Source organism: Bacteroides caecigallinarum (assembly GCF_021531075.1).
GTDB classification, from domain to species: domain Bacteria; phylum Bacteroidota; class Bacteroidia; order Bacteroidales; family Bacteroidaceae; genus Phocaeicola; species Phocaeicola caecigallinarum_B.
Map to the genome: position 1 here is coordinate 31,773 of NZ_JADYTJ010000007.1, position 21,654 is coordinate 53,426.

A 21,654-nucleotide genomic window follows, 5' to 3' on the forward strand; every position below is an offset into this window, starting at 1 on the left:
TTTGTTTAGTATATGGTTAAAAAGAAAGAAGAAGAAACACAGGTTGCTCAAGATGGGCAGCCTGTGATAGTTGAAGGTTCGGAAGCCGAAACACATACTGATAATCCTGATATCGCTAACACCGAGATTGTCAATGATGACAATAATATTGCAGCTGAAGCTGTTACATCAGAGGTGAAGACTACTTCCACTACTGTTGTAATTCCATTCTTTAAGGCAATACATAGTCTTGATGCACTCATATGTTCTGTTCGTCTGGCATTGCAGAACTTGAAGGATATCAATATTGTTGTTATTGGTGATGATCCGGAAGTTCTTAAAGACGATATATCGGTTATTCCGTTGACAATTGAGGGTGATAATCAGCCATTGATGATGCTGTTATCTATGGCTATTGATTCAGATCTTATATCAGATCAGTTCATCCTGTTGGAACATAATACTTTCATCATAGACAGTATTGATATCTCTCATATTGCTTTGCCTAAACATATCGGTCACTTGATACCGAATAGGTATTCTGGTAAACTGGCTGATATTATTACCAGGACACGTGATTTCATCCTGAATGAATGTAAGGGCATTCCTTCTTACAATTATATCACACATTGTCCTGTAATGCTGGATAAGACTCTGTTGGTTGATATGTTCGAAGAGTGTACTCAGTTGGCTTCAGGTGAATATGATATAATTTCAGTCTACATGAATGCTTATGCCAAGCATCCTATAGAACTTGATTATACCAAAGACAGATGGATTTTGCCTATAGTTAGTGATAAACCGGACAAGAAAACTGTTGAAAAACTGATATCCGGAAAATGCTTTGTCTATATCAAGAATCCTGATTTGATTGATTTCGTTACTCCATTCATTGATAAGATAGAATGAAACAGACAGTACTCACCTGGTTAAGAGGTGGTGCGAACGCTGAAGAGGGTGTGCAGCTCATGATAAGGGCGTGCGCACCCTCTTTGACTTTAAGACTCATTAAGGCAAATCCAGTTGCTAACCGTCGCTTCATGGTAGATTGGCTTTGTCGTAAATTCGGTATTGATGAAGATTACTCTTATGTTGCTTCAGCCCAGGCGGTTGTGTTTTCGGAAAAGAAACCTTTATCTTTCCGTGAAGAGTTCCCATTTCTTAATGAACCGGATTGCCCTGCAGAATTGGAAGCACTGGCATCGCGTAAGTTTGCTAAATATCATGCTTATGTGGATTTACATAAAAAACTGAGAGACTGCACTTCGACCAAACAGTGTGCACAGGTGTCAAGGGAGCTGATTAATAACTACCTCGAGAACCGTATGATATGGGATGAATTGAATTATTACCAGCAGCATCATTCTATTCTTGGTAAGCATCCTATCTTTTCTGCTTTTCACAAGCGTAAAGAACTTCTTTCACTTAATGTTAAGCAGTTGATGCTTCGACAGAAACGGTTGAATAACAACATCTGGCGGGTGCAGGATGAAATTAAGAAAGGAGACAAACCACACCTCGAGCTTGAACGCCTGACTCGTTTACGGGCTTATCAGTCAGAGCTTGCTGAGATAAATAGATTATTAGGCGATGAGTAGATTCTTTTCACTCCAGGATCTTATGGCAGAGGTCAGGCAGTCTCGCCTGTTCTCTCAGCGCTTTGAGAATATACAGTGCTATAAGCTGAATAATCTCAAAGAACTGTGTGGCCGACTTCCTGATGAAAATCAGATATACTTCATTGAGACCAGGAAGAGTTTTACAGCTTTCACTTTCATTGTATATATAATGCGTCATGCCGGATATGTCCGACATATATATGTTGCAACATATTCTACTAACGAAAGAGTTATTAATGCCCTGCTCAGATACATGGATAAAGGTTTTATCGGTACAGTTCATCTTCATGTGTCTGAGACTCTGAAATTTCGTATGCCGCTTATATGGTCACGTCTCCGGCAACTGTGTGATGATGGCATTATTACGCTTACTTACGGTTGGACTCACAAGAAGATTACTTGCCTCGAGACTGATTCAGGATGCTATGTTGTCGAAGGTTCCGGAAACTATGGTGAAAATGCACTCGAGGAACAATATGTTTTTCTAAAATCCAAGAAAGTATATGAATTCAGAATCGGTAATCAAATGGGATGATAATTCACGCCCGAAATGGTTTTCCCGTATTCCTATAGATGAGTATGAGAAATTGGCCGGTATAGGATATACACCTCAGCAGATTGCAATGTATTATGATGTCAATGTTAATGATTTCATGTTTTATTTCAGTCTGCTCAATTCTCCTTTGAAGTATCACTATGACCGTGGTCAGCTTATCCAGACAGCTCGCGAAGGTATCTCAATGGCTGATGCTGCTGCAATTGGTGAAAACGTAACACAGGCTCAGAGGTTGGATAAACTTCGTAATGCTATAGAGTTTAAGAACAATGTTTCCAAAGTTTTTTTTGATGATTTAGATGTTTGACAAATCCCATTTCCAGCGGCTTCAGGATTATATAGAATCCGGCTGCAAATATCAGTTGACCGAAGAAGAACAGGAATATTACAATGCCTTGTTTGCCGTTGTTGGTGTTACCCGTAAGTATGGCAAGGATCGTGCTATTTCACTTCTTATGCACGAACCTTTCAACTGTTCACGACCTCGGGCCAGGGACATGTATTACGAGGCTATCAACCTCTTCTATCTGGATGATACGATAGAGCCTGCAGCTCACCGTAATATGATTTTCGATAATCTTATGAAAGCTGCTCAGACTGTGCTGTTATCTTCAAAAAATTCTAAGGATATGGAGGTATATGGTAATCTCATGATTCAGGCATGGAAAGTCAAGCAGCTTGACAAACCGGACAAAATCAAACGACAGGAGATTAAAGAGAAAGACATTAAGGTCTATACTCTTGACTCTAATCTTATCGGCGTTCCTTCGATTGACCGTCAGGAACTTGCAGCCCAGATTGATTCTATTCCGGATCTGACAGAACGCGAACGTAATCGTCTTAAACGTGACGCCATGGCTATGGATATTAATTTCGAAGATATTATCGATGACACGCAAGAAAAAACTGAAGATTACAGATGATGTTGAGACCAGGTTTGCGAACTGGACTGCTCAACTGTTGGCAATTATGATGCCATGGTCACTCTATTGGGTGGCCGGCCGTGCTTCTGCCAAGACTGTACAGGTCTTGTCCGAACGTGTTCAGGAAGCTGCACAGGATTGCCCGGGTGCGCCTTTTGCGTGGGTGGCTGATACATATTCAGACCTGCATAAGAATGTCATTCCTTCACTCATTGACGGTTTGCAGCTCCTAGGGTGGGAATTGGGTACACATTACGTTATCAATGAAGCTCCTCCTGAAGAATGGAGGCAGCGCATGTATAACGTCTGTACCGACTGGAGAAATACTATGGTATTTTATACTGGCTTTAATTTCACCTTCATTTCATTGGATAGGCTCTCCATCGGAGCCGGTCGTTCGTATGTCGGTGTTTTTGGCGACGAAGTAAAATACTTTCCGGAAGAGAAATTCACTAACTTGCTGAAGGCTGTTCGTGGTTTCTATGTTCGTTATGGTCAGTCTGTCTGGTACCGCTCGAGAACACTTACTACCGATATGCCTAATCCTAATCATCTTGGTGAATATGACTGGATCCTGAAACTTTCTGCTCAGAATGATAAACAGGCTATCATGCTGATGCTTCGTGCCGGTTTGATATATAACGATTGTAAGAAAACTTACGTCTCTCACCTGCAGGAGTACCGCGAATTATCAGAACTTGTGAGGACTGACCATTCGCTACAGGCTAAACTTGATAAGTCTGCCAAAGCCCTCGAGAACGCTAAACGTAATATGAAACGTTGGGAAGAGCGTTGGATTAAGACACGTAAGCGTGTTTCCTTCTTCTTCATCAGTTCATCATACGTCAATGCTGATATCCTTGGCCTTGACTGGTTCTCAGATGAATTGGCTGAAGGACTTGAAGGTCTTTCATGTAATATTCTTTCAATTATTCCTAAGATAGAGGCTACACTTCTGTTTTATCCTAACCTTTCAATAAAGAACTTCTTCAATGATGGTTTTCTTAATAATGTTATAGAGGCTAAACCGTTTGGCTGGCAGGAAGATTGTACCGTGTTGCGTTACCATAATAACAACCTTCCTCTGGAGGCTGGTATGGATAGCGGTAATATGCTTTCTCTGGTTATTGGCCAGAAGATAGGCAGGGAGTATAGAGTTCTAAAGGAGTTCTACACATTGCCACCTGATACAGTACGTGAACTGGCAGATCAGTTCCTTCACTACTTTGCCCCACGTCGCTCTAAGGTATTGAAGTTCTACTATGACAGATCCATGAATAGTTATAAGGGTGTGCGTGCTGATATGGCTACACAGATTAAGAACTGTATTGAACGTGATAGGGAAGGTAAGCGTACAGGTTGGAATGTGCAGCTGATGTCAATAGGGCAGGGCAATATCGGTTCTAACCTCGAGTATCGTTTTATGTCAGATTTGCTTTCGGGTAACTTGGCTGGTAAACTCTTCACTCTGTTGATTGACCAATACAATTGTCCTAACCTGAAGAGTGAAATGGAAATAACCAAAACTAAGACTGTTGATGATGGTGGCTCGCAGATGATTGTAAAGCTCAAGACTGGTGATAAACTTCCTCGAGAGCGGTTACCTAAGGAGTCAACTAACTTGACAGATGCACTCAAATATTTGTTGATGCGTAAAGAATATATAAGACTGTGGCAGTCTAAATCCTCATACTTGCCATGATTATAATGATTAGTGGTGAAATGGACCTATGGTTGAAAAACTATAGGTCTTTTTTTTGTGCTTTTGTACGGTATGTGCCATAGTGGTTGGATTTGTTAAAATTATGTTAAATCACATTTTCCGAAGGCTTTTTCGGTTGCAATTGCAACTATCAGGAGGCGCGCGTCGGGCATAACTCATAGTGAAAAACCGAGGTTTTTCAATCCTGGACGGCTTAATTTATGAAAATCAAGCCTTTATTTTGGCTGGACTAAGTTTTTAGCGAAAAACTCAGCCCGAATTTTTCTTTTTCCATCCCGATTTGAATATCGGGCACCCGAAAATTGCCCCTTTTCGCATTTATGCCTGGCTGCATAGACTTAAAAGGAGCAATTTTCGGGATAAGTGGTAGAAAGACTTTTGCAAATACTTTCTGTGATTACCGATAGCGTTCGACGCAGGTGCCCACCCGCCCCACTTCGTTCCCTTTCGAATAGGTATAGACTATGTCTATTATATTGCTGACTGCTCTTCTTTTCTTCTCTTCGGTAAAAATTCGGTGTCGTCAGTCATTGTCGGTTACGCCTTTTCTTCACTGCAAAGGTAAATGTTGCATATCGTATTACAAGTTCAGGCTCTGTTCACTATAAAAATCTCCACCCTTACAGGGTAGTATTCAGGCTGCGTTTATGGTGAAAACTTGTCTGTAACGCTACGCAACACCTTTTGAAGCAGTGTAAAAGGCGAAACAAACCGACAGCGACAGGCGACGGAATAAAAAAAACCTCAGAGAAGGAAGAGCAGAAAGTAAAGGCTCACTACCTCAGCTCGAGGTTCAAGAATAAAATTCTAAAACCTACCGATATGAGAACTTATAGCAGTGAATACCAAAAGCAGTGGAGCAAATTAATGTATAACTTTTTTGATTATTTGCCTACAAAATACAAACAGGCAAGCAAAAAGGACTGGGAAATTAGACGCTTAATCTGGGATTTCAAGGACGGGAAAAGAAGCCTATCTGTTGCAAAACTTGTTGCTGAAAAACTAATACAATTCTATGGTACTGATGCAAAAAACATAGTTTTTGCTTGCATACCAGCCAGCAGTGAGCAGCGCAATTTCACTCGATACAAAGTTTTTGCTGATGAAGTTTGCAGACTATCGGGAGCAGTTAACGCATTTGACCATATACACGTACATGGCGAACGTCTTGCCATCCACGAAACGAAATGCAGTAAAAATCTTGAAAACGTACAGACTATAGATTTCGACAAGGAATTTTTCAACGGAAAGAAAATCTTGGTTTTTGATGATATCCTGACACAAGGCTATTCATACGCAAAGTTTTCGTGTGCGCTTGAACGCTTTGGGGCATCTGTAATCGGTGGTTTCTTTTTAGGCAAGACTTTATTATTAAACTAATCAACTTATAAACTCATAAACTTAAAACTCATGAAAGATTTATTTGAAATGTGTGGCGAATGCCGCCACCTAAGTGACGCAGAAGTAGTTTATCAAATTACTAACTCTGAAAAGACATCTAAAGAAGTAGAAAAAATGATGTTGCAGGATGATAATGTGACGATAGAAGAAATTTGTCAGACACTCACACCGGCACGGAGAGCGATGGCGATGGCAGTAATAGAACTTTATAAACGTATGCAGAGCCGAAAAGCAGACAACAAAGTAATTAAATGTAGCGAAGATATTTATAATGTCATGCATAGATATTTACAGAATTTAGACCATGAGGAATGTTGGGTGATATTCTTGAACCAAAGCGGAAAGGTAATCCGTAAACAACGTGTTTCAGTTGGTGGACTTGCAAGCACTCAAGTAGATGTAAGGTTAATTCTTCGTGAAGCGTTGAAAGTTTGCGCTACTTCTTTAATATTGGTACATAACCACCCAAGCGGAAACGTGAGACCAAGCGCAGACGATGACAGACTAACAATGTCATTACAGCAGGCTTCAAAAATACTTAATATAAAGATGTTAGACCACGTTATATATACAGACTATAATAACTATAGTTATGCGGACGAAGGACGGTTGTAGGGCATCTGTGAGGCTGTAGCAGTATGTTTAGGGTAGGTGGGGGCTATACAGCCGCCCGCCGCCCGATTTTCCTGCTGGTCACTTTGTTTGCAGGAAAATCGGGCGGCGGGATAAAGCGGAATTTATTGTTTACGCAAAATATTTGCGAGCTTAGAAAAAAAACTTTAGTTTTTATTTGATATTAAGATTAATATCATTATCTTTGTGTTGTTAATCAAACAAAGCGTTATATGAAGTATAATGAACTACATCGCATCCTTTCCAGGGCAGGATGCTATGAAACCGGAAAACAAAGGGCTGGTCATCCTGAATGGTTCAGTCCGATGACCGGAAAAAAATTCACTACAAGCAATCATGGTTCTGCTGAGGTGAAGCCCGGTACATTAAAATCAATAATCAGGGATGCAGGGGTTAAAATTTAACCCCTCCCTTTAATAAAAATATATGTTATGGTAGTTACGGTTAATATTGAATTGGGTAATGACGGTACTTATGGTGCTTATATAGCTGGTGATAATCCGTTAGGTTTCGGAGTTATCGGTGAAGGTAATACCGTCAATGAAGCGAAAGAAGATTTTCTGAACGTGTTTAATGCTTATAAAGCTGATGGAGAATATGTGCCTGAAGGTTTGGCTTTCGATTTCTGTTATGATGTTCCTTCTTTCCTGGCTTATTATAGCAAGAGATTGTCTTTGGCAGGATTGGAACGCATTACAGGTATTGCACAAGGTCAGTTAAGTCATTATGTTACTGGCAGAAGAAAGCCAAGTAAAAAGACAGTAGAAAAAATACAGGATGCGCTGCACGCATTTGGTAACGAATTAAGTCATGTGAACTTTGTTTGATTAACAACTACAATTTTCATCTTGACATCATGGTCACTGTTTAATTCAACACTTTACATTGACATGATTTAGAGGAGTCTCTTTGTGGGATTCCTCTTTTAATGGGAAACATAAAATCAACATGAGTATGAAAACAGTTCCTGCAATTATCGAAATGGCTTCTGACGGTAACTACAGTATCTATATGGGTGCTGATGATATGGACTATTTGGTTACCGGTACCGGAGCGACCTCTAAAGAGGCTATCGAAGACTTTAAAAAAGGGTATGAGGATATTAAATCTTCATACGAACGTGACGGAAAATATTTTGAAGAAATAGAGTTTGAATTTATATATAAATAGTATTCTTCCTTCTTTTATAAAGTTCCGCTTTTTCTTTGCTATATTATAACAATACATTAATTTTGTAATGCCCCTAAACATTTAACCAAACATGGTTGTTATAACCATAAAATATGAACTCCTTATCAAGATAAACCCGTAGTCAATCGGGTTAAGGTGATGGTTACACCTTTGGGCTATCTTGGTGAGGAGTTCGCCATTTATACAATGGAACTTAAAGAATTTATTAAAAGTACGATTTCTCAAATTATAGACTCTGTTTCTGATTTGAATGAGGTATATAAAGATAAAGATGCAACAATCAACCCTCTTAGTTTTGTTAGGATTAAGGATATGCAAAGCGTTCAGACCGGTTCAGGTGAAAGATTATTGACTAATGTTGAGTTTGATCTTACTGTTTCTATTGATGAAAGTAAAAATACAGACGGTAAGGTAAATGTTATGAGTTGTGTTATTGGTGGTGGTGCATCTAAGTCGTATACTGAAGGAAACAGTTCTATAAGTAGGGTTAGATTTAGTATACCGGTAGTACTTCCAGCTAAACGGATTACATCAAAGTAGTGATGTTTTTACTTTCTGTTTTAAAGAAATTGTAAAGTAGAACCGCTTCAGTTCCGATACTTTTTTCTGTTCCTTTACAGGATTTTATCGCATATTTAACGCAACGTTTTCTAAGACGTTGTTCTCTATAATTCTTTATAAAGTTTATTAGTTTCTTCATTTTGTTAGCTTTTTTACAAAAGTAATCATTTACATGTTCATATCAAAACGCTTTGTCGTTTTAATCGAAACGCCCTGTCATTCCATATCGAACGACAGGGCGTTTTGCGTAACGCAAATTTTATGTATATTTGCGGATATTAACTTTTAAATTTATTATTGTGATGGGTAATTTCTTTATTGTGCTTTTAATCCTTTTTCTTTTTTTCCTTATCATTGGTGCTCTTGCTGACAAATATAAAACGGATGATACGAAAAAATATACATCTCAGCGTAATTTTGATTATGAGGATAATGTAACTAATGATATAGATAAAATACTTTCTTCTAAACCTGATAAGCCACAAAAAGATGTAATATCTATTGTTGGTGGTTTCTACCGTTCTTGGGAAGCTAAACAGTGTATAAGAAAATTATATGCATGTGAAACTGTATTCCTTAAAGAGGAACCGGATAACCCTTATGATCCTAATGCTATAATGGTATTGTCAAAAAAAGGTTTGCATATTGGTTACGTCTCTAAATATGATATTCAGACCGTTAAGACTAGAATGTCTGAGGGATTAGTCAAGGGTTCTGTTTATGATACAATGGATAGCAGATATGAATATTTAATAACTTTATTGCCGATGGAAGAAGGTGATGAAGAATACAATAATGCTATATATTTTTTCAATGAACGCAAAAGAATAGAGGTTGAGAGCAGAAAGAAAACAGAACTCAGAAAAGAATTAGGCATTGATGATATTGTTGTACTTGCGGCTGATGATTTACTTCCTAAGAAAAAATATTCTTCTATACTAAGGCTGCTGAAGCCGGTTTTTGATGCTGACGCCCAAGACGGTAATTGCTATGAACTTATGATATACTGTTGCCATTATATGCAGGATTACGAATCAGAATTAAAATACATAGACAAGAGTATAGAATCCGGACAATTTAATGACAGGGCATTCTTGAACAGGCGTAAATACCAGGTGTTGCGCTTGCTTGGTCATCTGGTGAGTAATGACCAGATTGAAAATGAGAAAGCAGGCGTTGAGACTACAATATTAGAACTGGACTTCTTTAACCGTATAGTTTCAATTTTAAGTGATGTGGTTGACCCTAACCGTATAGATTTCAGAGATTCAAAAGGTCTGTTCGCTGTAAATCTTGATAACAATATAAGGAGGCCTATTTGTAAGCTGTATCTTAATAATCCTGACAAGATGTTTATAGGTCTGATTAATGAAGATGGTAGTTTGCTTAAGGTTCGGATAACCGATATTTCTGAACTGGATGAACTCAAAGATGATTTACTTAGACCGATTAATAAGTTCCTTGATAAACCAAATTTCTATGCTCATGGATATTGATGAATAATTTTAATATAGCCTTGTCATATTTTATTATGGCAAGGCTTTTTTTCTTCCTTTTCTTTTGCATAACGAAAATAAATTTCTACATTTGCAGTGATCTCCATTTTGTGTAGGCGACGACGGCTCGCCAATTAGTTTTGCTGCGGGCATTTTTTATGTCCATAGCTTATGCTATATAACTTATAGGTTCCGACCCCCGTGTGGAGCGTTAATGCGCCCACTGCCTGCACAAGGTGGAGATCAACGGGAAAGCGGAACCTTTTCTGTTTCCTTTCCCGTATTAATTTATTTTATTGTTTCATTTTAAATTGATCTCCAAAATGAAGAAACAAACAATTGCACCTGCACAACAGGCAGGTTTCAGCACATTAGAGATGTGGCTGAATCGTGAAAACAAGTTATTCACAGAATTATTTGCCGACAAAGGCGAGTCTATCACCAACAAAAAAATGCTGCTTGATATGCAGCTTATTCTTTCCCTTGTGGTTCTTCTGACATTTAACTTTGTCAATCCTCTTATGACACTTATTTGTGCGCTATGGTTCGGGTCAGCTGCATTGCTGGTAAAGAAGTATGATGATACTGATATCCAGAAAGGGGGTACAAAATGACAAACCTTAATAATCTTACTCCGGAACAGATTGAAATTATTGAAGAATGGCGTGATTGTGGTGCTGCAGCTGCATGTCGTGATCTTGACGAAGTAATGCATTTTCTTATTCAACCAATACGTGAACCTGAACCTGACGAAGTTCTCCGTATGCTTCAGAACCTTTTGGCTATACATCATGAACTCAGTGCTTTCATTCCAGGTGAACAGAAGAAGGGAGGTGAGTCATGAAACTTATATACGAACTCGGTGGTTTCGATACTGTTTCTTCTGCCTTATTAATGGCTATAGAAATTCGTTCTGAAACAGGTCTTGAACCGGAAAGAATTGTGATGGATGACGGCACTTCTATATCCCTTAATCTTGAAGATTTCAAGCAGCTGCAAAAAGGTGAACTATCGGATGAAGAATATATAGCTAAACACCGTATAATTCAATAATTTATCTTATCTTTGCATTGTGTTTCAAAGTCGAATTTTTTGCAAATCTATTTTTAGGCCTCGCTTCTGCGGGGCTTTTTTTATGTCCTTTTCTTTACTCATTCAATCTCATATTTTTGCGTCATGGGCGTAATGAAACGAATAATAGAACAGAACCAGAATTCTAACAGGTCCCGATGGCGAGACAAGAGTAATGTTCTGGGTAATCGTGGTCCGTTGGACATCACGATAGAAAATGTATCATATACTGACCAGTATCAGAGAGAACAGGATAAAGAAGCTGTTGCTACTTTTAACGCAAAACTTATGGGTTGGGGATATAAGGTCAGACAGCAGCTTGTCGCTTCTATCAGAACTCGCATTGAAACAGATAGAATTTTGTCTAACAGTTTAAAAGTGCATTACAGGCATTGGGGTAAACCTGTGAAAGCTGGTCAGGAAATTACAAGTATCGGATTCTCTTTTGTTGAAGAAGGATTATATGTCCATCTGGGTGTAGGTGTTGGATATAATATGCAGAATGGTACAAGAGTCTTGACCAAAAAATCTGATAAAGTTTGGCGAAGGTTCCCTATAGGATGGTTCAATCCGATTGTAGAACAGAATATTCCTGATCTTGAGAGAATTGTTACTGATTATTGCGGTAAGCTGATTATTAATACTACAAGAATTTATATAAACCGATAATATGAATAAGAAAATAGGTAATATCAATTTTGTTAACACTGCTGTGGGTACGTATGCCATCAGGATGGATTCGTTCAGTGACTCGATATCCCACCTTTTCAGTTCTGCTGTTGCAGACTGGGATTCTTCGCCTACTACAGTGGCAGGTGTTCGTGTTGTTCCCTGGGGGGCGGATAACAACCTTCCTTCAGAGATCCGGAACTTACTGGAGAAGAATAACCTCGGTCCGGGTATTCTGGCTCGTAAGACAGGTCTGCTTTACGGTCAGGGCCCTATGCTATATCGTGTGGCCGTAGAGAATAACGAACGTGTGCAGCAGTGGACTGTTGAACCTGATATCCAGGAGTGGCTTGATAGCTGGGATTATAAGCGCTTTATACGTGAGGCTTTCACAGAATACAATCATCTTAACGGTGTATTCGTGAAATATACCAATGCACGTTCTGTCAGGGTTGGCCGTCCATGGGTTCACAGTCTCGAGGTTCTTCCTTCTAAAGACTGTAGGATCTGTTGGCCGGAGAATGATTCTCACTATCTGCGTGACGTAACTCATATACTTAACGGTGATTTCGACTGGTACGGTTCACAGAAATATACTAAATATCCGGTTTTTGACAAATATAGTCCGGCTCGTAATGAGGTGGCTGTTAAATACCACTCATTACGCAGCTTTGGGCGTAATATGTACGCTGTTTCAAGTTTCTTTGGCTCAATACCATGGATGAGAGACGCTAATTCCCTTCCGGAAATTATCGAATATCTGAACAAGAACATGATTGCTGCGGCATACGTTGTCCATGTTCCTCAAGAGTATTGGGAGAAAAAGAAAGAGAATTATCTGGCGGATCATCCTGAAGCTACAGACCGCCAGGTTAATGCGGCACTGGAGCAGCTTAAGGATGAGCTGGCCCGTCAGATTGCAGATATCATGGCAGGTAAGGGTAATGTCGGTAAATTCTTCATGACTACCGATTACATTGATCCGGCTTCAGGCAAGCCTTACGAGTTTAAAATTGAGCCTATCGAAATGAACATTGACAAATACATCGAGGCTCTATACAAGATATCACGTATTGCAGACTCGAGTACTACGTCTGGGTTCGGTCTGAATCCTTCACTGGCCAATATCATCATCGACGGTAAGGGTGATAGTGGTTCGCAGATGCTTTATGCGCTTAAATTGTTCTATGGTGCCGATACTCAGATTGCAGAGGATATTTGCCTCGAGGCGATTAATGATGCTATTCATATTAATTTCCCGGACAAAAAAGATGTCAATATCGGTATTTACCGCAAAGTGATAAATAAGGAAGATAATGTTACTGCTTCCGATCGTACAACTAACCAGGTGTGATTATGAAAAGTAAACAGATTGAATTCCCGGATTGTTGGGAAGAGGTTACTCCGCACGAGTGGGTGTATTTGCTAAAATTGAGGTCTAAGCTTATCAGACTACAGGGTGTTACGATTGACGATGTAAAGCGTATGTGGTGTGCTTTTGTCGTCAAGAGACGTGGCATACGCAGCTTGAATCGTAAAGATGCAATGGTGCTGATATATCGTTTGGCACAGACTCTTGACTGGCAGTGGGTTGTTGAGAATGACTCTATCTCGTTGAATTATGATTCGACTGTTAATCTCTTGCCGGAATGGTACGGGCTGATTGGTCCTGCATCGCATGGTGCTGACCTTACTTTCGGTGAGTTCCGTTATGCTGTTATAATGATGAACGAATATACCACTACGCAGGATATCATGTATCTTAATTCTCTGTGTGCTGTTTTATATCGAAAAACTGACGAATACGGCAAAAGGTTGCGTTTTTCTCAAGATGCTATTCAATCGTCTTTACCGGATATTGAGAAAATCCCTGAATATGTCCGTTGGGGTATATATGCCTGGTTCGCTTCCTTCTGCAAGTTTTTGTTTACAGGAACTTTCATTCTTGACGGTTGCGAGATTTGTTTTGCTCCGGTATTCGGTTCGTCCGGAAATGATTATACACCGGAACAGTCTTTAGGCATGAATTCTATTCTTTTTTCTGTAGCCGAAAGCGGTGTGTTCGGTACCATAGAAGATGTCGATAACACACAGCTGATGCGTGTGCTTTTGAAATTATTGGATGATAAACAAAAGGCTGACAGCCTGCTTAAACATACAAAGAAAAATGATATTCAATGACAATGGTCAGGGGGCGTTGGAACTTCGTCGCCTGACAGGTAACTATTATGCCGGCAATGATTTTTCAGCGATTGAGATGGATATCGCTAATGCTACTGATGATATAATCTCTGTTGTTGGCCGTGCTGTTTATGATAAGGCTGAAGGTTATTATCACTCCGGTTCTGCAGCAGCTGATGAAATAAGGCTTGTTGAACTGGTTCAGCGTCCTGTCGCTATAATGGCATGTCTGAATTATTTCAGACGTAACGATGTCAGCCATGAGGATAGTGGCCGTAAAACCAAAGTATCTTCAGACGGTACTGACAAGATACCATGGGAATGGCAGCTTGACCGTGATGACGCAGTTCATCTCGAGCTGTATTACAAGTCTGTCGAACGGTTGATACGCTTCCTTAATGAATCCGGAAATGAAGAATGGCAACAGACAGAGTTTTATAACCTTTCTAAATCTCTTCTGATTTCTTCAGGTGCGATGTTTGACCAGTATTTCCCTATTGACAAATCAGAACGCTTGTATGTCCTTCTTGTCAATTTCATCCGCGAAATACAGTTAAGCATCATCCAACCTGCTTACGGCGGCGGTTGGGATGATTTCATTTCTTCTGATGCTCGAGATAATGTGATGTTTGCAGCTCGTAAGGCTCTTGCCTTGTTTACAATGTCAACGGCTTTGCGCAGATTGCCGCTTCAGTTGATTCCTGTCGGTGTGGTTCGCAGATACAATGCCGAAAACGGCATGTCTGCTTCTGAACCTGCTGCTATGGATGATGTCAGGAACCTTTCTTCAATCCTGGAATGTGACGCTTACATCTGGCTAGACCGTATGAAGGTATATCGCGATGGATCTTCTGAAGAATATCCTATGCTTCCTCAAAATGACCGTAATAATAAATTCCTTCGCCTATGATAGTTACACAGAGACCCGGAGCAATAGAATTTGCTTCCGATATGCCGGACTATATAATGGATGCAGACGCAACTATATCTTTCGAAGTTAAAATTGATAATCAGACTATTTTGTCTGAAGATTATTCTCCTGATGCTGAATTTAAGATTCGCATCCGTCAATTAGGATTATTTTGTAGGAAAGCATTATGGGGTATATGGCCAAGTCAAGATGCATTTACTTATATAGATACCGTAGCGAAAACTTTCAGTTTCTATATTAATGGTGTGAAAGATTCTGATTGCTTTGTGCTGTTTTCGAGGGTTAAGAACAATAAAATTGTTAACGATCAAATACTTCTGTCTTGTATAAATGAAAAGGTTGTACGACGCGGTGTTCCTGATTTTACCAGTTTTTTTCTGAAAGTTGGACAATCTGTTATTGTACAATGTCATACTTCAGATGGCCTTCAGACTAAAACTTTGTACACTGAGAATACTTGTGATAGGGTTTTAACGTTTGATACAAGCGTAGATACAATTAAAAGTATGTTCGATGGTGCTTTATTCAGTACATATTCAGTTGGCAGCATGAAGTTTCATATTGATGCTACTTCATATGCTGAGAAATTTATTTTTCGTTTCAAGAATGTATTCGATTGTACGGAGATTGTTTGTGCTACCGGTTTTATGAAAATGAAAGGCGAGGATAACAGTGAGACTGCTTATATGTACGGCATAGAACGAAAGTTCGTTATCAATCGTAATGATGTTTATACTGTCAATTCCGGTGTTGTTTTCCTGCAGTCGGACTACAGGCTATGGCATGACTTCCTTAACTGTCAGGAAGCTTCCATACTCGTTGATGGTTCCTGGTACGATATCGTGATTACTCAACAGAATTATGAACGTGATTACCGCAAGAATATACTGAAAGCTGTTGAATTCAGTTTCAGACTTGCGGATCCTGAAAACAGTGGTGTTATATGATAAATATATTACAGTTCCGTGAGCTATGTATCGAGCTGCAGCATAAGGTGAATGCTATTAGTGATAGTCAGATTGATACGGTTGTCATGGCCGTGCGAGAAGAACACATGGTCAAGAAATTACAGAATAAATTCGGTATAACTCTGTGTGCCAGCTTTCCTGACGCTCAGAGTTCCGGTACCGAAGATAATTACACAGATAATCAGCAAGCGTTTTTCTTTGTCGTAAAACGTCTGACTCCTGGTCAGCTGGATGATGAGACTGAGATTACTACTTATGCAGAGCTGCAGGATATCATGCTTAATCTGCGTGATGTTATCAGAGATTATTATTCCGAGTGTATGGGCATTATTCCTGAAGAAAGCTATAAGATAGAATGGGAATATCAGATATTCGGTGGTGTTAATGGCCTGTCAATGGGCGTAACTTTCAAGAACAATGACTGAATTATATATTGATGGTGTGTCAGTTCCATTGCCGGCTGAATTTGAGATATCAGTCAAGCATGAGAATCCGTTCTTTACAAAGAATGGTGAATATACATACGATATTGAATTATCTCTCAATATTCCTGTGGTTGCTCAACTGTATGGTTTTCTTAACCGACTTAATAAGGCTGATACTGTAGCGACTGACCGTAAGGCTGTTCTGATAGCAGACAATAGGGTTTATATTGACGGTACTGAGATTATTACTGGTTGGTCAGACACAACTGTACAGATACAGCTTGTGTCTGGTAACTCTCAGCTTAACTATTTAGTCGGATCTGATAAATTAATTTCCGAACTGGATAATATGCCAGTTACTAATCCTGGAGTAGTAGCTGCAGATGGGTGGGGTCCTAGTTATCTGCATATAACTTATGAGTATCCGGATATAGACTATTGTATTCCGAATGTGTATGATAGCACTAATAATCTTTTTATTAATGATTGGGAGTTGATTATTAGGTACAGTGATAATGATACTCCGGTTTTCTTCTGTTCACCAGTTAATGAAGATGAAAATAATTGGGCACCTATGCCTTATTTGTGTGCCTATATAAAAGCCTTGATGACAGCATTGGGATATAATCTTTCTTATAATGCTATAGAAGATACTGATTGGAAATTATTGTGTTTACTTCATGTTCAAAAAACCCATGATTGGTCACAAATTTTTCCTCAATGGACTGTCAAAGAGTTTCTTGACGCAGTAGAGCAACTTTTTAATGCCAGGTTTGTGATAAACAAAAAAACGAAAGATGTTAAACTGGTGTTTAATAATCAATATTATCTTAATGCTCCTGTTGCCTATGTAAGTCTTGTCCTTGATGAATATAAAGTTGAATGTGATGACGAAGATGTTGAGAGGTATGATGAAGCTTCTCTTCGATATTCAGAATCTTCTACAACATACGGTAAGTTAAGATGTATTCCTGATGCCGTTCATGGTCGTGCACAACATTATGGTGTTATTGGAATGCCGGCTGATATGTTCTTTTCATATGAGGAGAACCGTAGAACTGATACTATTTTCAGTTTTACAGCTTATGCTCGTAGTCTTATATATAAAGGGATGGATGGTGACAAGCCTATATATGAATTTGTTGACCAGTTTAAACCGCTTAAGCGAGATAGTACAGAGACTATAGAGATGACTATAAGACCTGTTGAGTTATCACATGAAATAGAATATCCCATGCAGGATAAAAGTAAATTCTCCTTGTTTTTCCCTGCTATTGGTGGTGATACTATAAAAGAAGAAATTGAGGGAGCCAGTGTTTTGGAACTTATTGAAAATGCTACAGATACCCAGCCTTCTAAACCTAATATTTATGTTGGATATTTTGCAGGTCTAAATAAGGCTGCTCTCGGACCGCTTACATTAAATAATTTCCCTCTTGTAATGAATGATTGCTATATTCATTATTCTCATGGTGAAGTTTTGTATAATGGTATTAATGACATACTTGCACTTGACTATATGAATGGGAAATTATACAATAATGCGTATGATATTGACTATAAGAATCCTGTTGAATTTACTAGTTATGACAATAATGTGTTTGATGTTAATTCTGTGTTCGTTATTAACAACAAGAGGTATGTGTGCGAGTACATAGAATATAAGATTGATAAACATGGTAGGGCAGGGGCCTGGACGGGTAAATTCTATCCGATTAAGATATCTGATACAGAGACTTATCAAAGATGGATACTCTCTGATGGCAAATTCCGTGATGGTGGTGTATGGCTGGATAATGGTAGATGGTTGGATAATTAATATTGTGATAATATGAGTATCGGTATAAAAGATTTCAGAATGGCTATTAAAATAGACAATTCTGATGCAAAACAAAAATTAGCAGAAACTAGTGCTGAAGTCAGGAAACTGGAGAAGGAACTTAAAGATCTGGAAGCTACAGATAAAAAAAATACTGAAGAGTATAAGAAGGCTAAAGCTCGTTTGGATGAATTGAATAAATCATACAATGATTTACGTAAAGAAGCTGGTCTGAATGCCATGACTTACGATGAACTTCGTAAGTCTGCCAAAAGCTTAAAAAGGCAATTGGATAAAACCGTCCCTGATACTGCAGAATGGAAAGAGCTTCAGGCGGATTTGCAAATTACAAGGGCCAGAATGAAGGAACTTTCAGGACAGGCTAACGAAACACGTTTTTCGATTGCTAAACTTGCAGACGGTTTCAACCGATACGGTACCATGGCTGCTACAGCTGTTGCGTCTCTTACCGGTTTGACTCTGACAATGCGAAAATGTGTTGATGATTATGCAGAGATGGAAGAAGCGCAGTCTCAGGTTATCAAATACACAGGTCTATCTAAAGAAGCTGTAAATGAACTTAACGAAGAGTTTAAGAACATGGATACCCGTACACCTCGCACCAGGCTTAATGAATTGGCAGGTGACGCGGGTAAACTGGGTATCTCAACTAAAGAGGGTGTGCTTGAATTCGTCGAAGCTGCAAACATGATTAATGTTGCTCTGGGAGAAGATCTCGGTAAAGATGCCATTACGCAAATTGGTAAACTTGCTGGTATGTTCGGTGAGGGTGACCGTTCTCTTAAGGAGAATATGCTTGCTGTTGGTTCTGCTGTCAATTCTGTTGCCCAGAATTCGGCAGCATCTGAGCCATACCTGGTTGAGTTCACAGCTCGTATGGGTGGTGTCGGTAAACAGGCAAAACTGGCTGTTACGGATATCATGGGTTACGCTTCTGCTCTTGATCAGAATATGCTACGCTCCGAAATGGCTTCTACAGCCCTTCAGGGATTAATCCTTAAACTGTATCAGGAACCGGCACAATATGCGAAGTTGGCAGGTATAGAGGTCGGTGCATTCACAAAGATGATGGAAGAAGACGCTAACGAAGCTGTTCTTACATTTCTTGAAGCTCTCGGTCGCCTTGGAGGCATGGACCAGATGGCTCCGGTACTGAAAGAAATGAAACTTTCCGGTGCTGAAGCAGCAGGTGTTATAGCTGCTCTTGCTGGTAATGTTGAGAAAGTTCGTAAAGAGCAGGAGGGGGCTAACAAAGCGTACATGGAAGCGACTTCGGTCGAAAATGAGTATTTTGTTCAAAATAATACTGTACAAGCAGAACTTGAAAAGATGAGAGAAAAATTTGCCCAGTTGCGTGTAGAAATTGGTGGTAAATTACTCCCTGTTATGAAATATATGATTTCTACAGGTTCGCTTACAGTTAAAGGTTTGAAATTTTTAGTTGACATATTTCTTGAATATAAGAATGTTATTATTGCTTTAGTTGCTGCAATAACAACGTATATTGCCATAACTAAAACTGCTACAGTCGTTACAAAGGCATATCATGCTATAACGAAAGCGGCTACAGTAGTTACTGCAGCTTTAAACAAGACCTTTAAAGCTAGTCCATGGGGACTTGTCATTTCTGGCTTGACAGCGGTTATTACTTATTTCGGTTTTCTCAGAGATAAGACAGATGAAGCTACTGCAGCTCAAAATAAATTGAACGATTCTTTAAATGAGAATGTTTCGGCTTCCAAAAAATTTGAAGAGATAAAATCGCTTTCAAAAAATAGAGAAAAACTTAATAAAAGACAACTTCAGACTTTAAGATCTGATGCAGAATCAGAATTGCAGATAATAGAGGATAAACTAGCAAAAGAAGAAATTGCATATAAAGAATATTACGAAAAAGAAAAAGCTAGGGTTAATGCCCGTAAAGATATTAATGATACTACTCGAGGTGTTCTAATGGGTGCCGTTGAAGCTGAATATAAAAAACAGATGAAACAGTTAGATTATCTGGTTAAACGTAAAGATGAACTTCAGAAGATTATTGATTCGATACCAGAACAAAAAGAGAAAGATATCTTCACAGATCCAAATCTAGGTAGTGAGCTTGATGGTAAAATAGATAAAAATAAAACCGATTATGAATCGCAGATAAAGGATCTGCAGACTCAACATGCTGTTGGTCTGCTTGAGGAAGAGAAGTATCAGGAACAGCTTTACCAGATTACAGTCAAGTACTTGGCGAAGAAACGAGAACTTTTACAAGAAGGTAAACGTAATACTGCAGAAGTAGATAAAGAGATCTTGCAGGCTATGATTGAAGAGAGTAACAGACTTAATCTGAAATCTATAGCTGAAAAAGGATCTGCTAAATCAGATGACAATCCTATATATACACCTGGTATTATAGAGGAAGAAACGCCTGAAGAAGATAATTATGCAGTAGAAAAATACAAAAAATCTCTCGATGGCCAACAGGCTATGCTTGAGTCATTCCGAAATGCAGGTCTTATTTCCGAAATGGAATATCAGGACAGACTGCTCGAGATTGAGACTGAAAGACTGAATGAACAGGAAAGACTTGAGAAAGAAGCTGATGATAAGCGTAAACAGAGACAGGAAGCGTTTTTAGGCACATACATGAACCTAATGAGTTCTGTATCTGACCTTATGTCTGCAATGCAGAATTCTGAAATCTCGAGTATTGAACGTAAGTATGACAAACAGATTAAAGCTGCAGAGAAAGCAGGTAAGGACACAACCAAGCTCGAGGAAGAAAAAGAAGCTGCAGTAATGGAAGTGAAGCGCAAATATGCCGACAAGATGTTTGCGATGCAAGTCCTTCAGGTTACTGCATCTACAGCTGTTGCGGCCATGGAAGCTTATAAGGCTATGGCTGGTATTCCATTTGTCGGTCCGGCACTTGGTGCTGCAGCTGCAGCAGCTGCTGTTATTGCCGGTACAGCACAAATCGCTATCGCGAAACAGCAGCATGACGAAGCCAAAGGTCTCTATACCGGTGGTTACTCCCAGGATTACGTTGAAGGCTACACTAAAAAAGGTAATTCCAAAGATGTAGCCGGTGTCATTCCAGTACATAAGAATGAGTTCGTGACCAATCATGAAGGTGTGGCCAACCCTCACGTTAAACAGTTCCTTGATGTGTTTGATGTTGCTCAGAAGAATGGAACTATCGGAATGATCAATACTACTCAGATCCTGGAACAGGTTCGCACGAAATCTGGTCGTTATTCCGGAGGCTACACTTCCGATTCTTCTGTATCAGGCAGTCAGAGTAATTACTCTTCAGGTGATGTACATTCTATGCTGAATGTTATTATACAGCTGCTTCGTAAATCTAACGAGAATCTGTCAGCTATTGCCGCTAAAAAGCTGACTGTAGATGTTCGGTCCGTTCGTGACGGCATTAAGAGGGTTGAAGCTTTAGAGCGTAATGCCAGCCGTTGATGTCCTTTTTTCGTTATTCTTACTA

The 21,654-nt window shown here is 39.3% G+C and carries 24 protein-coding genes; all 24 read left to right on the top strand.

The window, feature by feature from the left end; all coding sequences use genetic code 11:
* The first annotated feature begins 12 nt into the window (after window positions 1-12).
* The 24 genes from I6E11_RS03360 to I6E11_RS03475 all read left to right on the top strand — a co-directional run bounded on the left by I6E11_RS03360 (window position 13) and on the right by I6E11_RS03475 (window position 21,629).
* On the top strand, window positions 13-888 hold the full coding sequence (locus I6E11_RS03360) for a hypothetical protein (RefSeq protein WP_235336401.1): 876 nt from the start codon (window positions 13-15) through the stop codon (window positions 886-888).
* 59 nt (window positions 889-947) lie between these two features.
* On the top strand, window positions 948-1,577 hold the full coding sequence (locus I6E11_RS03365) for a hypothetical protein (protein ID WP_235336402.1): 630 nt from the start codon (window positions 948-950) through the stop codon (window positions 1,575-1,577).
* Complete coding sequence (locus tag I6E11_RS03370; RefSeq protein ID WP_235336403.1) at window positions 1,570-2,133, top strand: hypothetical protein; 564 nt, start codon at window positions 1,570-1,572, stop codon at window positions 2,131-2,133. The genes I6E11_RS03365 and I6E11_RS03370 overlap by 8 nt, the downstream gene beginning before the upstream one ends.
* Window positions 2,102-2,461, top strand: a complete 360-nt coding sequence (locus I6E11_RS03375; protein ID WP_235336404.1) for a hypothetical protein — start codon at window positions 2,102-2,104, stop codon at window positions 2,459-2,461. The genes I6E11_RS03370 and I6E11_RS03375 overlap by 32 nt, the downstream gene beginning before the upstream one ends.
* Window positions 2,454-3,077, top strand: a complete 624-nt coding sequence (locus I6E11_RS03380) for a hypothetical protein (RefSeq protein ID WP_235336405.1) — start codon at window positions 2,454-2,456, stop codon at window positions 3,075-3,077. Before I6E11_RS03375 ends, I6E11_RS03380 begins: the two co-directional genes overlap by 8 nt.
* A complete protein-coding gene (locus I6E11_RS03385; RefSeq protein WP_235336406.1) occupies window positions 3,043-4,779 on the top strand; it encodes a hypothetical protein in 1,737 nt (578 codons plus the stop codon). The genes I6E11_RS03380 and I6E11_RS03385 overlap by 35 nt, the downstream gene beginning before the upstream one ends.
* 888 nt (window positions 4,780-5,667) lie before the next feature.
* Window positions 5,668-6,180 carry a phosphoribosyltransferase gene (locus I6E11_RS03390; RefSeq protein ID WP_394800094.1) on the top strand — a complete coding sequence of 171 codons (513 nt, stop codon included), beginning with the start codon at window positions 5,668-5,670 and terminating at the stop codon, window positions 6,178-6,180.
* Window positions 6,181-6,228: 48 nt separating this feature from the next.
* Entirely contained in the window at window positions 6,229-6,816 is a 588-nt protein-coding gene (locus tag I6E11_RS03395) for a JAB domain-containing protein (RefSeq protein ID WP_235336407.1), read from the top strand.
* Window positions 6,817-7,046: 230 nt separating this feature from the next.
* The gene (locus tag I6E11_RS03400; protein ID WP_235336408.1) at window positions 7,047-7,238 is read left to right on the top strand and encodes a type II toxin-antitoxin system HicA family toxin; all 192 of its coding nucleotides are present in this window, start codon (window positions 7,047-7,049) and stop codon (window positions 7,236-7,238) included.
* A 27-nt stretch (window positions 7,239-7,265) separates the two neighbouring features.
* The gene (locus I6E11_RS03405) at window positions 7,266-7,661 is read left to right on the top strand and encodes a helix-turn-helix domain-containing protein (protein ID WP_235336409.1); all 396 of its coding nucleotides are present in this window, start codon (window positions 7,266-7,268) and stop codon (window positions 7,659-7,661) included.
* Between the two features lie 127 nt (window positions 7,662-7,788).
* Complete coding sequence (locus I6E11_RS03410) at window positions 7,789-8,004, top strand: hypothetical protein (protein ID WP_235336410.1); 216 nt, start codon at window positions 7,789-7,791, stop codon at window positions 8,002-8,004.
* Window positions 8,005-8,163: 159 nt separating this feature from the next.
* On the top strand, window positions 8,164-8,565 hold the full coding sequence (locus I6E11_RS03415) for a hypothetical protein (protein WP_235336411.1): 402 nt from the start codon (window positions 8,164-8,166) through the stop codon (window positions 8,563-8,565).
* A 323-nt stretch (window positions 8,566-8,888) separates the two neighbouring features.
* On the top strand, window positions 8,889-10,082 hold the full coding sequence (locus I6E11_RS03420) for an HIRAN domain-containing protein (RefSeq protein ID WP_235336413.1): 1,194 nt from the start codon (window positions 8,889-8,891) through the stop codon (window positions 10,080-10,082).
* A gap of 323 nt (window positions 10,083-10,405) precedes the next feature.
* Window positions 10,406-10,696, top strand: coding sequence for a hypothetical protein (locus tag I6E11_RS03425; protein ID WP_235336414.1), 291 nt, complete (start codon window positions 10,406-10,408; stop codon window positions 10,694-10,696).
* A complete protein-coding gene (locus tag I6E11_RS03430; RefSeq protein WP_235336415.1) occupies window positions 10,693-10,926 on the top strand; it encodes a hypothetical protein in 234 nt (77 codons plus the stop codon). Before I6E11_RS03425 ends, I6E11_RS03430 begins: the two co-directional genes overlap by 4 nt.
* A complete protein-coding gene (locus tag I6E11_RS03435) occupies window positions 10,923-11,135 on the top strand; it encodes a hypothetical protein (RefSeq protein WP_235336416.1) in 213 nt (70 codons plus the stop codon). Before I6E11_RS03430 ends, I6E11_RS03435 begins: the two co-directional genes overlap by 4 nt.
* A gap of 132 nt (window positions 11,136-11,267) precedes the next feature.
* Window positions 11,268-11,822, top strand: coding sequence for a hypothetical protein (locus I6E11_RS03440; protein ID WP_235336417.1), 555 nt, complete (start codon window positions 11,268-11,270; stop codon window positions 11,820-11,822).
* Between the two features lies 1 nt (window position 11,823).
* Window positions 11,824-13,176 carry a hypothetical protein gene (locus I6E11_RS03445; protein ID WP_235336418.1) on the top strand — a complete coding sequence of 451 codons (1,353 nt, stop codon included), beginning with the start codon at window positions 11,824-11,826 and terminating at the stop codon, window positions 13,174-13,176.
* 2 nt (window positions 13,177-13,178) lie between these two features.
* Window positions 13,179-14,003, top strand: a complete 825-nt coding sequence (locus I6E11_RS03450) for a hypothetical protein (protein ID WP_235336419.1) — start codon at window positions 13,179-13,181, stop codon at window positions 14,001-14,003.
* Window positions 13,990-14,913, top strand: coding sequence for a DUF6712 family protein (locus tag I6E11_RS03455; RefSeq protein ID WP_235336420.1), 924 nt, complete (start codon window positions 13,990-13,992; stop codon window positions 14,911-14,913). Before I6E11_RS03450 ends, I6E11_RS03455 begins: the two co-directional genes overlap by 14 nt.
* The gene (locus I6E11_RS03460; RefSeq protein ID WP_235336421.1) at window positions 14,910-15,881 is read left to right on the top strand and encodes a hypothetical protein; all 972 of its coding nucleotides are present in this window, start codon (window positions 14,910-14,912) and stop codon (window positions 15,879-15,881) included. The genes I6E11_RS03455 and I6E11_RS03460 overlap by 4 nt, the downstream gene beginning before the upstream one ends.
* Window positions 15,878-16,327, top strand: a complete 450-nt coding sequence (locus tag I6E11_RS03465; RefSeq protein WP_235336422.1) for a hypothetical protein — start codon at window positions 15,878-15,880, stop codon at window positions 16,325-16,327. Before I6E11_RS03460 ends, I6E11_RS03465 begins: the two co-directional genes overlap by 4 nt.
* Window positions 16,320-18,146 carry a hypothetical protein gene (locus I6E11_RS03470; protein ID WP_235336423.1) on the top strand — a complete coding sequence of 609 codons (1,827 nt, stop codon included), beginning with the start codon at window positions 16,320-16,322 and terminating at the stop codon, window positions 18,144-18,146. Before I6E11_RS03465 ends, I6E11_RS03470 begins: the two co-directional genes overlap by 8 nt.
* Window positions 18,147-18,158: 12 nt before the next feature.
* Window positions 18,159-21,629, top strand: coding sequence for a phage tail tape measure protein (locus I6E11_RS03475; protein ID WP_235336424.1), 3,471 nt, complete (start codon window positions 18,159-18,161; stop codon window positions 21,627-21,629).
* Window positions 21,630-21,654 lie beyond the last annotated feature (25 nt).